The 12272-nt window shown below is 64.5% G+C and carries 11 protein-coding genes and 1 pseudogene; 3 read left to right on the top strand and 9 right to left on the bottom strand.

Annotation, left to right across the window (positions count from 1 at the left end; all coding sequences use genetic code 11):
* From AC1D0P_RS15970 to AC1D0P_RS15960, 3 genes are all read left to right on the top strand, one after another.
* The coding region (locus AC1D0P_RS15970; RefSeq protein ID WP_477677644.1) for an amidase family protein at positions 1-608 on the top strand (608 nt) is incomplete at its 5' end.
* A complete protein-coding gene (gene hpxZ, locus AC1D0P_RS15965; RefSeq protein ID WP_477677643.1) occupies positions 605-985 on the top strand; it encodes an oxalurate catabolism protein HpxZ in 381 nt (126 codons plus the stop codon). The genes AC1D0P_RS15970 and hpxZ, both read left to right, overlap by 4 nt.
* Positions 982-1704 carry a GntR family transcriptional regulator gene (locus tag AC1D0P_RS15960; RefSeq protein ID WP_477677642.1) on the top strand — a complete coding sequence of 241 codons (723 nt, stop codon included), beginning with the start codon at positions 982-984 and terminating at the stop codon, positions 1702-1704. Before hpxZ ends, AC1D0P_RS15960 begins: the two co-directional genes overlap by 4 nt.
* Positions 1705-1721: 17 nt before the next feature.
* On the opposite strand, the gene AC1D0P_RS15955 is transcribed toward AC1D0P_RS15960, so the two are convergent.
* The 9 genes and pseudogenes from AC1D0P_RS15955 to AC1D0P_RS15915 form a co-directional block, all read right to left on the bottom strand.
* A complete protein-coding gene (locus AC1D0P_RS15955) occupies positions 1722-2651 on the bottom strand; it encodes a dihydrodipicolinate synthase family protein (RefSeq protein WP_477677641.1) in 930 nt (309 codons plus the stop codon).
* 33 nt (positions 2652-2684) lie between these two features.
* Positions 2685-4421, bottom strand: coding sequence for an IlvD/Edd family dehydratase (locus tag AC1D0P_RS15950; protein WP_477677640.1), 1737 nt, complete (start codon positions 4419-4421; stop codon positions 2685-2687).
* A gap of 24 nt (positions 4422-4445) precedes the next feature.
* Positions 4446-5480: a galactofuranose ABC transporter, permease protein YjfF gene (yjfF, locus tag AC1D0P_RS15945; protein WP_477677639.1), complete on the bottom strand. Its 1035-nt coding sequence runs from the start codon at positions 5478-5480 to the stop codon at positions 4446-4448.
* The gene (locus AC1D0P_RS15940; protein WP_477677638.1) at positions 5477-6526 is read right to left on the bottom strand and encodes an ABC transporter permease; all 1050 of its coding nucleotides are present in this window, start codon (positions 6524-6526) and stop codon (positions 5477-5479) included. The genes yjfF and AC1D0P_RS15940 overlap by 4 nt, the downstream gene beginning before the upstream one ends.
* Positions 6519-8045: a sugar ABC transporter ATP-binding protein gene (locus AC1D0P_RS15935; protein ID WP_477677637.1), complete on the bottom strand. Its 1527-nt coding sequence runs from the start codon at positions 8043-8045 to the stop codon at positions 6519-6521. Before AC1D0P_RS15935 ends, AC1D0P_RS15940 begins: the two co-directional genes overlap by 8 nt.
* A gap of 55 nt (positions 8046-8100) precedes the next feature.
* Complete coding sequence (gene mmsB, locus AC1D0P_RS15930; RefSeq protein WP_477677636.1) at positions 8101-9318, bottom strand: multiple monosaccharide ABC transporter permease; 1218 nt, start codon at positions 9316-9318, stop codon at positions 8101-8103.
* Position 9319: 1 nt separating this feature from the next.
* Positions 9320-10670 (bottom strand): annotated as a pseudogene (locus AC1D0P_RS15925) (ATP-binding cassette domain-containing protein).
* 130 nt (positions 10671-10800) lie between these two features.
* The gene (chvE, locus tag AC1D0P_RS15920; protein WP_477677635.1) at positions 10801-11871 is read right to left on the bottom strand and encodes a multiple monosaccharide ABC transporter substrate-binding protein; all 1071 of its coding nucleotides are present in this window, start codon (positions 11869-11871) and stop codon (positions 10801-10803) included.
* Between the two features lie 65 nt (positions 11872-11936).
* The coding region (locus AC1D0P_RS15915; RefSeq protein ID WP_477677634.1) for a substrate-binding domain-containing protein at positions 11937-12272 on the bottom strand (336 nt) is incomplete at its 5' end.

Genomic DNA, 12272 nt, shown 5'->3' with positions numbered 1-12272 from the left:
GCTACTTCCAGGACCACGCGCAGCCCCAGGCCTGGGCCGCCGTGCAACACGTGGCCAAGACGCTGGGCGCTCGGGACACGGTGGAGCTTCCTTGGGTCGAGGCCGGGCGGGCCGCCGCCTTCCTGATCACCAACGCCGAGGGCGGCGCCCTGCATCTGGACGACCTGCGGCGCCGCGCCGGCGACTTCGAGCCCCTGTCGCGCGACCGCTTCCTGGCCGGCGCCCTGCTGCCGGCCGCCTGGATAGACCGCGCCCAACGCGTGCGCCGCCTTTATGCGCAAGCCGTGGCCGGCCTGTTCGAACACTTTGACGTGCTGCTGGCCGCCGCCACCCCCTGCGCCGCCACGCCCATAGGTGCGCAATGGCTGGAGCTCAACGGCAAGCGCCTGCCGCTGCGTCCCAGCATGGGCCTGCTGACCCAGCCTTTCTCCTGCATAGGACTGCCGGTCTGCGCGGTGCCGGTATGGCCTGAAGAGGGCCTGCCCACAGGCGTGCAGCTGATCACCGCTCCCTGGCGCGAAGACCGCGCGCTGCGCGCGGCGGCAGTGTTGGAGGCCGCCGGCATCGCCCGCGCGCCGCTGGCTTCGCTGACAATCGGGGAATCATGATCGACACCATCAACCTGCCCGACGTTCATGTCGAAGTGGCGGCCGTGTTCGCCCGTTACGAAGACGCGCTGGTCAGCAATAACGTGAAAGTGCTTGACGAGCTGTTCTGGAACAGCGAACACACGCTGCGATACGGCGCCACCGAGAACCTCTACGGCTACGACGCCATACGCGCGTTCCGCGCCGGCCGGCCCTCGCAGGGCCTGGCGCGCACCTTGTCAAACACAGTGATCACCACCTACGGCCGCGACTTCGCCACGGCGAACACCGAGTTCGCGCGCGCCGGCAGCGACAAGACCGGCCGCCAGAGCCAGACCTGGCTGCGCACGCCGGATGGCTGGCGCGTGGTGGCCGCCCACGTGAGCCTGCTGGCATGAGCCGCGCACCGTCATCACCTGTTGCCGGCGCGGCCTTTCATTCGCGCGCCGACGAGGCCTATGCCGAACTCAAGCGCGACATCGCCGCCTTCAAGCTGGTGCCGGGTGACCGTTTCACCGAAACCGAGGTCAGCGAGCGCCTGGGCGTCTCGCGCACGCCGGTGCGCCAGGCGCTGTTTCGCCTGCAGCAGGAAGGTTTTGTCGAGGTGCTGTTCCGCAGCGGCTGGCGCGTCCTGCCCTTTGACTTCGACAAGTTCGAGCAACTCTACGACCTGCGCATGGTGCTGGAAACCACGGCCGTACAGCGCCTGTGCGCCGGCAGCCAGGCAGTGGACACGGCGCTGCTGGATGAACTGGCCGCCATCTGGCTGGTGCCGGTGGCCCAGCGCAGCACCGACCACGTGCAGGTGGCCCAGTGGGATGAAGCCTTTCATTGCGCGCTGGTGGCGGCTGCCGGCAATGCCGAGATGGCCCGGGTGCACCGCGACGTGACAGACCGCATCCGCATCATCCGCCGGCTCGACTTCATCAAGCAGCCGCGTGTCGACGCGACCTATGAGGAGCACGCCAAGATCCTCAAGGCGGTCCAGGCCAAGCGCGGCGACCAGGCGGCCATGCTGCTGCGCGCCCATATCGAGACCAGCCAGGCCGAGGTGCGCAAGATCACGCTGCACCAGGTTCACCTGGCGCGCCAGGCCGGGTCCGGAACGCCTCCTTGAAAGCCGGGTAGGCTTGCCTATCGCGCCCAGCGCAGCACCAGCGGGTCCAGCCGCCTGGCGGTCGCCAGCAAGCCTTCGCGTGTGTCCGGGTGCAGGGCCGGGAAAGGATGGCGAGGCGCCTCGCAGGCGATCACGCCCCCTTCCTTCATCAAGGCCTTGGCGGCCAGCAGCCCCGCCTGGCGGTTTTCGTAATTGATCAAGGGCAGCCACTGCTGGTAAAGCGCGTAGGCCTTGTCGTGGTCACCCGCGCGGTGTGCCTCGATGATGGGGCGGATGCCGTCGGGGTAGCCGCCGCCGGTCATGGAACCGGTCGCGCCGGCATCAAGGTCGGGCAGCAGCGTGATGGCCTCCTCGCCGTCCCACGGCCCTTCCACCGCATCGCCTCCCAGGCGGATCAGCTCGCGCAGTTTGGAGGCCGCGCCGGCCGTCTCGATCTTGAAATAGGCGATGTGCTCGATCTCGCGGGCCATGCGCGCGAGGAAGCAGGCCGACAGCACCGTGCCGCTGGCGGGGGCGTCCTGGATCATGATGGGAATGTTGACCGCATCCGACAGGCGCGCATAAAACTCGTAAATCTGCGGCTCGCTCACGCGAAAAGTGGCGCCGTGGTACGGCGGCATGACCATCAGCATGGCGGCGCCCATGTCCTGCGCGCGGCGGCTGCGTTCAGCGCAAATCTTCGTGCCGTAATGGGTGGTGGTCACGATCACGGGCACACGCCCGGCCACGTGTTCGAGAATGCTGCGGGTCAAGGTTTCGCGCTCTTCATCCGACAGCACAAACTGCTCGGAGAAGTTGGCCAGGATGCAGATGCCGTCGGAGCCGGCATCGATCATGAAGTCGATGCAGCGCTTCTGGCTTTCGAGGTCCAGCTCGCCGGACTCGGTGAAGGTAGTGGGGGCGACAGGGAAGATGCCGCGGTAGCGCGGCCGGCGGGAGGTGTTCATGGTAGGGGCGGGTTGGGTGATTCAGTGTGCGTGTCAATGGGAATGGCGAGGAACCTCGGAGCCGCGGCAACCGACCAGGAAATCGAAATCGCAGCCCTCGTCGGCTTGCAGCACGTGGTCCACATACAGGCGCTGGTAGCCGCCCCGCATGCCTTCGGGGGCTTTGCCGTCCAGGGCGGCGAGGCGTTCAGCCAGTTCCGCATCGCTGATGTCCAGGTGCAGCCGGCCGCCTTCACAGTCCAGTTCTATCCAGTCTCCGTCGCGCACGGCAGCCAGCGGCCCGCCGGCCGCGGCTTCGGGCGCCACGTGCAGCACCACGGTGCCGTAGGCGGTGCCGCTCATGCGGGCGTCCGAAATGCGCACCATGTCCTTGACGCCCTGGCGCAGCAATTTGGGCGGCAGGCCCATGTTGCCGACCTCGGCCATGCCGGGGTAGCCCTTGGGGCCGCAATTTTTCATGACCATGACGCAGCTCGCGTCGATGTCGAGGTTCTCGTCGACGATGCGCTCCTTATAGTGCTCCAGGTTTTCAAACACGACCGCACGGCCGCGGTGCTTGAGCAGTTCGGGCGAGGCCGCGGAAGGCTTGAGCACCGCGCCGCGCGGCGCCAGGTTGCCGCGCAGGATGCAGATGCCGCCGTCGGCGATCAGCGGGTTGTCGAGCGGGCGTATCACCTCGTCGTTGTACTGCGGGGCTTCGCGCACGTTGTCCCATATCGACCGGCCGTTGACGGTGAGCGCATTTGGATGCGGCAGCAGGCTGTTCTCACCCAGGCGGCGCAACACGGCGGGCAGGCCGCCCGCGTAGTAGAACTCCTCCATCAGGAAGCGGCCGGAAGGCTGCAGGTCGACCAGGGTGGGGGTGCCGCGTCCGATACGCGTCCAGTCCTCCAGGTCCAGCTGAACACCGATGCGGCCGGCAATCGCCTTGAGGTGGATCACCGCGTTGGTGGAGCCACCAATGGCGGCGTTGACGCGGATCGCGTTTTCAAAGGCTTCGCGCGTGAGGATCTTCGACAGCGTGAGGCCCTCGCGCGCCATCTCGACGGCCCGCGCGCCCGACATCTGCGCCAGCACATAACGGCGCGCATCCACCGCGGGGATCGCCGCGTTGTGCGGCAAGGAAGTGCCCAGCGCTTCGGCCATGCAGGCCATGGTGGAGGCCGTTCCCATGGTGTTGCAGGTGCCGGCTGAGCGCGACATGCCGCCCTCGGCCGCCAGGAACTGGTGCAACTGGATTTCGCCGGCCTTCAGTGACTCATGCAATTGCCACACGGCCGTGCCCGAGCCGATATTCTTTCCCTCAAGCTTGCCATTGAGCATGGGCCCGCCGGTGACCACGATGGCCGGGATGTCGCAGCTTGCCGCGCCCATCAGCAAGGCGGGGGTGGTCTTGTCGCAGCCCGTGAGCAGCACCACGGCATCAATGGGGTTGCCGCGAATCGCTTCTTCCACATCCATGCTGGCGAGGTTGCGCGTGAGCATGGCGGTGGGCCGCAGGTTGGACTCACCGTTGGAGAACACCGGAAACTCAACCGGAAAACCACCGGCCTCGGAGATGCCGCGCTTCACATGCTCGGCGATTTTCCGGAAGTGGGCATTGCAGGGCGTGAGTTCCGACCAGGTGTTGCAGATGCCGATGATGGGCCGGCCGTCGAATTCATGGTCGGGAATGCCCTGGTTCTTCATCCAGCTGCGGTACATAAAACCGTTTTTGTCGGCCGAGCCGAACCATGCGGTGGAGCGTAGTTTTCGTTTGGAGTCTGTCATGGGGAGTGTCTGGTCAATGAGGTTTCAGGAAGATTTGGGGCCGCGGTTTGCCAGCAGCCTTTGCAGCAGGCAAAAAACAAACAGCAGCACACCGACGACAATGCGTGTCCACCAGGAACTGAGGGTGCCGTCAAAAGAGATCAGGGTCTGGATGATCCCGAGCATCAGCACCCCGAACAGGGTGCCGGCCACATATCCCACGCCGCCGCTGAGCAGCGTGCCGCCGATCACCACGGCGGCAATGGCGTCAAGCTCCATGCCGGTGGCGTGCAGGCCGTAGCCCGAGAGCATGTAGAAGGTGAAGACCACGCCGGCCAGCGCCGAGCAAAAACCCGAAAGCGTGTACACCCCCACCAGCGTGCGGCGCACCGGCAGGCCCATCAGCAAGGCCGACTGCTCGTTGCCGCCGACGGCATACACGGCGCGGCCGAAAGGCGTGCAGTGCGCGATGAACACCGCGGCGAACAGCACCGCCATGGCGATGACGGCGCTGACCGAAAGCGAGGCGTCCGCCCACAAGGGAATACGCAGCTGCGAGACTTCCGAATAAAACTCGTTGGTGATGCTGATGGAGTCCACGCTGATCAGGTAACACAGGCCGCGCGCGAGAAACATCCCGGCCAGCGTGACGATGAAGGGCTGCAGGCGAAAGCGCTCGATCAGAAACCCCATGAAGGCACCGAAAGCCGTTCCCATGAACAGCACCAGCGGAATCACCGCGGCCGGGCTCCAGCCGTGGTGCTCCACCAGCGCGGCCGACACCATGGTGGTCAGCGCAATCACGGAACCGACGGACAGGTCGATGCCGCCCGAGAGAATGACAAAGGTCATGCCCACGGCGATGATGACCAGGAAGGCGTTATCAATCAGCAGGTTGAGAAAGACCTGCGCCGAGAAAAAACCGCTATAAAGCACCGAGCCCAGGGTCGCCATGGCGATGAAGAGCGAGACGGTGGCCGCCAGCGGCAGGTATTTCGGATTGAAACGGGACACCGGCGCCGGCGCTGCCGGTGGCACGGGCGCGGCGGCCCCAACGGAATTGGCCAGCACCCGGCTCATGGCCGCATCCCCCGCGCGGCCGGCCGCCGCATCCAGATGCCGACCTCGGTCCGGAATTCAGGCGACTGCAACAACATCACGGCAAACACCACCACGGCCTTGACCACCAGGTTGATCTCGGGCGGCACGCCCAGCGAATAGATGGCGTAAGTCAGGGCCTGGATGATCAAGGCGCCGATCACGCTTCCGACCAGGCTGAAACGGCCGCCGGTGAGCGCCGTGCCGCCCAGCGTGACCGCCAGGATCGCGTCGAGTTCCAGCAGCTGGCCGGCGTTGTTGCCGTCGGCGCTTTTGACGTTGGAGCTGATCAGCAAGCCCGCGATGCCCGCGCACACACCGCAGAAGGCGTAGGCCGCAACCACCAGCCGCCGCGCCTGCACACCGGCGACGCGCGCCGCGGTCGGGTTGATGCCCACGGCCTGGATGAACAGGCCCAGAGCCGTACGCGTCACTGCCAGGTAAAGCAGGGCAAACACCACCGCCACGATAAACAGCGAGAAAGGCAGGCCCAGCAGGTAACCGCTGCCCAGGAAGAAAAATGGCGCGTAGTAGATGGTGATGATCTGCCCGCCGGTGATGAGCTGTGCGATGCCGCGGCCGGCTACCATGAGGATCAGCGTGGCAATGATGGGCTGCATGCCCACCCTGGCAACCAGCAGCCCGTTCCACAGCCCGCACAGCAGCGCGATGCCCAGCGCCGCGAGGATCGCCAGCGGCATGGGGAAGCGGCTCACGCTTCCCGCCACCGATCCGCCAATCATCCAGGCGGCTACCGCCGCCGCGATGGCGACCACGGCGCCCACGGAGATGTCGATGCCGCGGGTGGCGATCACCAGGGTCATGCCCAGCGACACCAGCACCAGCGGCGCGGCACGGTTGAGGATGTCGATCAGGCTGCCGTACAGATGGCCGTCACGCCACTCGATGTGCAGGAAACTGGCGTTAAACACCGTGTTCACGGCGAGCAGCAGGAACAGCGTGATGAGCGGCCAGGCCAGGCGGTGCCGAAGCAGCGCTGTCAGGGGGGAGTGGGAAGCGTCAGACATGTTCAGCCGCAATCAGCTCATAGACGGTGTCTTCGCTGCTGCCGGCGGGCAACTCACCCACCTTGCGGCGGTCCCGCAGCACCACGATGCGGTGCGCCACGCGCACCACCTCGCTCATTTCGGAAGAGATGAAAATCACGGCCATGCCGGCCTGGGCCAGGCGCAGGATCTGCTCCATGATTTCCTGCTTCGCGGCCACGTCGACGCCGCGCGTGGGTTCGTCCAGGATCAGCAGGCGCGGCTCGGTCGCGAGCCAGCGCGCGATCATGGCCTTTTGCTGGTTGCCGCCCGACAGCAGGCCGATGGGGGTGTCCACACTCGCGGTCTTGATGCCCATCGCCTGGACAAAGCGTTCGGCCAGTATGGTCTGGTCGGCACGCGACAAAAAACGGCGCATGCCCATGCGGGCCTGCAGCGCCAGCACGATGTTTTCCCGCACCGAGAGCTCGGCCACGATGCCATCGGTCTTGCGCTCCTCGGGACACAGGGCGAGGCCCTGCCGGATCGCGTCGACGGGGTTGGAAAAAGTGACCGGCCGGCCGTCGATGCTGAGCACGCCGCGGTCCGGTTTCTCCAGGCCGAACAGCAGGCGCGCCAGTTCCGTGCGGCCCGCGCCCAGCAGTCCGGCCAGGCCCACGACTTCGCCGGCGCGCACGCGCAGGTCCACGGCCTGCAACTGGCCGGCCTGGCCCAGGCCTTCGGCTTGCAGAAGCGCCGGCGCGGCATCATCAAATTCCGGGGACACRGCGGCGGCGGTGGATTGCGCGGCCAGTTCCCGGCCCAGCATGGCCGCGATCAGTGCCTGCGGCCCCAGTTCACTGGCACGCCACTCGCCGACCCAACTGCCGTTGCGCAGCACGGTGATGCGATCCGACACCGCATACACCTGGTTCAGGAAGTGGGTGACAAAAACAATGGCCAGCCCCTCGCCGCGCAGGCGTCGCAGCACTTCAAAGAGTTTTTGCACCTCGTCGTCGTCGAGGCTGGAGGTCGGCTCGTCGAGGATCAGCACTTTGGATTCAATGCCGATGGCGCGCGCGATGGCCACCAGTTGCTGCACGGCGACGGGGTAGCTGGACAAGAGGCGCGAGACGTCGATGTCCAGGCCCATGCGCGCGACCAGTTCACGCGCGCGGCGGTTCACGGTGGTCCAGTCGATGCGAAATCCCTGCGCAAGGCCATACCGCGGATAGCGGCCCGCGAAGATGTTTTCCGCCACCGAGAGGTTGGGGCAGAGGTTGACTTCCTGGTAGACCGTGCTGATGCCCAGCCGCTGCGCGGCCAGAGGAGAGTCCGGCCATACCGGTTTTCCATCCAGCTGCATCCGGCCGCCGCTGGCTTCCAGCACGCCGGTCAACACCTTGATGAGCGTGGACTTGCCGGCGCCGTTTTGCCCCATCAGGGCATGGATCTCCCCGGGATACAGGCGCAAGCGCACATCCTGCAAGGCCGGAATACCCGCGAACTGTTTATGGATGCCCGCAAGCTCCAGCACGGGGGCGGCGTCGGCCACGGTCATGGAGCGGCCTTCGCGCCACGCGCCGCGGTATTCGCCCTCAGAACGGCCGGGTGGTTCATGCCTTGTTCTTGTTGTAGACGTCGACAAACACGGCGGCCAGCAACACCACGCCCTTGATGACCTGCTGGTAGTCGATGCCTATGCCCAGGATGGACATGCCGTTGTTCATCACGCCCATCACAAACGCGCCGATCACCGCGCCCATGACCTTGCCCACACCGCCCGAGGCCGAGGCCCCGCCGATGAAACAGGCGGCGATGACGTCGAGCTCAAAGCCCAGGCCGGCCTTGGGCGTCGCGGTATTCAGGCGCGCGGCGAACACCAGGCCCGCCAGCGCCGCCAGCACGCCCATGTTCACGAAGGTGTAGAAGGCCAGGCGCTCGGTCTTGATGCCCGAAAGCTTGGCGGCCTTTTCGTTGCCGCCCAGCGCATAGACGCGCCGCCCGATGGTGGTGCGGCCCGTGATGAAGTGGAACAGGAAAATCAGCGCGGCCATCACGATCAGCACATTCGGCAGCCCCCTGTAGGACGCCAGCAGGTAACTGAAATAGATCAGGAGCGCCGAGAACATCGCCGTTTTGACGAAGAAAATGGCGGCGGGCTCGGCCTGGATGCCGTGCTTGAGCTGCTTGGCCCGCGCGCGTATGCCGGCCACGGCGAGCACGGCGGCCAGCGCCACGCCCAGCAGCAACGAGGTCATGCGCAGGCCGTCGGTGCTCAGCAGGTCGGGCATGAAACCCGAGCTGAGCATCTGGAATGAATCGGGGAAGGGGCCAACCGACTGGCCTTGCAGCAGCGCCAGCGCCAGCCCCTTGAACACCAGCATGCCGGCCAGCGTGACGATAAAAGAAGGGATGCGGAAGAAGGCGACAAACCAACCCTGAACCCCGCCTATCAACGCGCCGCAGAGCAGGCACACCAGCGAGGCCGGCACGAAATGCCAGCCGTACTCCACCATCAGCACGGCCGCCAGCGCGCCTATGAAGCCGCACACCGAGCCTACCGACAGGTCGATATGGCCSGMSACGATSAYCAKCAGCATGCCCAGCGCCATGATGAYGATGWASSWGTTCTGCAGSACCAGGTTGGTGAGGTTGAGGGGCTGCATGAGCGTCCCCTCGGTCATGTACTGGAAGAAGACCATGATGGCCACCAGCGTGATCAGCATGCCGTATTCGCGGAAGTTGTGCTTCAGGTAGTCGAGAGGCGATTTGTCGCTTGCAGCGGCGGCTTTTGCGGCAATCGAGGTGGTGTTGGAAGACTCGTTGTTCATTTCAGCTTGCTTTCATGATCGCGCGCATGATCTTTTCCTGGGAGGCCTGGGCCGTCGGCATCTCGGCGATGAAGCGGCCTTCGTTCATGACATAGATACGGTCTGTCATGCCCAGCAGCTCGGGCATTTCCGAGGAAATCATGATGATGCATTTCCCTTCGGCCGCCAGCTGGGCCATCAGGGTGTAAATCTCGTACTTGGCGCCCACGTCGATGCCGCGCGTGGGCTCGTCGAGGATGAGCACTTCGGGGCTGGTGAACAGCCATTTCCCGAGCACCACTTTTTGCTGGTTCCCACCCGAGAGATTGAGGACTTTCTGGCCGACGCTTGAGCACCGGATGCGGAGTTTTTCGCGGTAGCTTTGCGCGACCTGGTATTCGCGGCCGCTGTCGATGACGGCGGCGCTTGAGACGCCTTTGAGGTTGGCCAGCGAGACGTTGAACGCTCATGGCGAGTTCCGTGCGGCCCGCGCCCATCAGCCCGGCRATGCCGACGATTTCACCGCGCCGCACCTGCAGGTTGACGCCCTTGATGAACTGCCTGTCGGTGTGCAGCGGGTGGTAGACGTTCCAGTCGCGCACTTCGAACACGGTTTCGCCGATGTGCGGCTCGCGCGGCGGGTAGCGGTCGGCCATCTCGCGGCCCACCATGCCACGGATCACGCGGTCTTCGCTGATGGGGTCGGCGGCGCGGCAGTCCAGCGTTTCCACGGTGCTGCCGTCGCGCAGGATGGTGATGGCGTCCGCCACGCGTGAAATTTCGTTGAGCTTGTGCGAAATGAGGATGCAGGTGATGCCCTGGCCCTTGAGCTCCAGCAGCAGGTCCAGCAGCGCCTGGCTGTCGCCTTCGTTGAGGCTGGCCGTGGGTTCGTCGAGGATGAGCAGCTTGACCTGCCGTGACAGGGCCTTGGCGATTTCCACCAGCTGCTGTTTGCCCACGCCGATGTCCGTGATCAGTGTGGCGGGCGACTCCTTGAGGCCGACCTTTTTCAGCAGGGCCTGCGTCTTGCTGTGCGCGGCCATCCAGTCGATCACGCCACGCTGCGCGGTCTCGTTGCCGAGGAAGATGTTCTCGGCAATGGACAGCAGCGGCACCAGCGCCAGCTCCTGGTGGATGATGATGACGCCCAGCTGTTCGCTGTCGTGGATACCGAGGAAACGGCGTTCCTGTCCTTCGTAAACAATGTCGCCGCTGTAAGAGCCGTGCGGGTAGACACCGGAAAGCACCTTCATCAAGGTCGACTTGCCGGCGCCGTTTTCRCCGACRATGGCGTGGATCTCCCCGGCGCGCACGCGCAGGTTGACCTTGTTCAGCGCGACCACCCCGGGAAAGGTCTTGCGGATGTCGCGCATCTCGAGAATCGTTTCCAATGCCTGTCCTTTTGGTACAAAAATCGCTCCGAAGGTGATTGGCACCCATGGGCGTAAACAGTCCCGTGCCCCCAGGGCACGAGACCGTCGTGCTTTCAAGCTTCAAGCAGGGTTACTTGATTTGCGACTCTTTGTAGTAACCGCTGCCAATCAGAACCTGGTTCCAGTTGGAGGCATCCACAGCCACCGGCTTGAGCAGGTAGGAGGGCACCACCTTCACGCCGTTGTTATAGGTTTTGGTGTCGTTGATCTCGGGTTGTTTGCCGGACAGCGTGGCGTCCACCATGTTGGCCGTGACCTTGGCCAGCTCGCGCGTGTCCTTGAAGACGGTCGAGTACTGCTCGCCTTTCAGGATGGACTTCACCGAAGGAATTTCGGCGTCCTGCCCGCTGACCACCGGGCAAGGCTGCTGCGCTGAGCAGTAGCCGACGCCTTTGAGCGAGGACAGGATGCCGATGGACAGGCCGTCATAAGGCGACAGGACCGCGTGGACTTTTTCCTTGCCGTAGTAAGCCGACAGCAGGTTGTCCATGCGTGCCTGCGCGACCGCGCCGTCCCAGCGCAGCGTGCCGACCTTGTTCATGCCCATTTGCTTGCTGCGCACCACCAGCTTGCCGCTGTCGATGTAGGGCTTGAGCACGCTCATGGCGCCGTCGTAGAAGAAGAAGGCGTTGTTGTCGTCGGGTGAACCGCCGAAGAGTTCAATGTTGAAAGGACCCTTGCCTTGCTTCAGGCCCAGCTTGTCGACGATGGAAGTGGCTTGCAGCACGCCGACCTGGAAGTTGTCGAAGGTGGCGTAGTAATCCACGTTCTTCGAGCCCTTGATCAGKCGGTCATAGGCGATGACCTTGACACCCTTGTCGGCCGCGTTTTGCAGGGCCTTGGACAAGGTGGTGCCGTCGATGGAGGCGATCACCAGGACCTTCGCGCCCTTGGTGATCATGTTCTCGATCTGGGCAAGCTGGTTCGGGATGTCGTCGTCGGCGTATTGCAGGTCGGTCTTGTAGCCGCGCTCCTTGAGCACCTTGACCATGTTGTCGCCGTCGGCGATCCAGCGGGCCGAGGATTTGGTCGGCATCGAGATGCCGATGCTGCCCTTGTCCTGCGCGTAGGCAAGCGGCGCAATACCCATGGCGCCTAGAACCAGGCCGGCCAGCAATGTCTTCAGAAAAGTACGCTTCATGAAATTGTCTCCTAGAGTGTTATGAATGAATTTTTCAGTATCGGTGCGCTATTGCAGCGCACAAATCAGTATTTACGCTTGGGGAACTCTTTGGCTGCCACTTCCATCGGGAAAATCCCCTCTTCGGTAACGATACGTTTCTGCACCGGCTTGCCGGCCTTGATGTCCTTGACCGCGGCCATCAGTTGCGGACCCAGCAAGGGGCTGCATTCCACCGACACATTGAGCTTGCCGGCCATCATGGCCTCAAAAGCGCCCTTGACGGCGTCGATCGAGATGATGGTGATGTCCTTTGCCGGCTTCATGCCCGCCTCTTCAATCGCCTGGATCGCGCCTATGGCCATGTCGTCGTTGTGCGCGAAGAGCACATTGATCTTCTTGCCCTCGGCCTTGAGGAAGGC

It is taken from the genome of Polaromonas sp. P1_G2 (assembly GCF_056405515.1).
Note: the sequence above shows the minus strand (reverse complement) of the source record. Positions and strands in the feature narration are given on the sequence as shown.

Bases quoted from the DNA above. Each gene is read 5' to 3' on its own strand.
- AC1D0P_RS15955 (WP_477677641.1), bottom strand. From the start codon at position 2,651: ATGAACACCTCCCGCCGGCCGCGCTACCGCGGCATCTTCCCTGTCGCC.
- AC1D0P_RS15950 (WP_477677640.1), bottom strand. From the start codon at position 4,421: ATGACAGACTCCAAACGAAAACTACGCTCCACCGCATGGTTCGGCTCG.
- hpxZ (WP_477677643.1), top strand. From the start codon at position 605: ATGATCGACACCATCAACCTGCCCGACGTTCATGTCGAAGTGGCGGCC.
- AC1D0P_RS15960 (WP_477677642.1), top strand. From the start codon at position 982: ATGAGCCGCGCACCGTCATCACCTGTTGCCGGCGCGGCCTTTCATTCG.
- yjfF (WP_477677639.1), bottom strand. From the start codon at position 5,480: ATGAGCCGGGTGCTGGCCAATTCCGTTGGGGCCGCCGCGCCCGTGCCA.
- AC1D0P_RS15940 (WP_477677638.1), bottom strand. From the start codon at position 6,526: ATGTCTGACGCTTCCCACTCCCCCCTGACAGCGCTGCTTCGGCACCGC.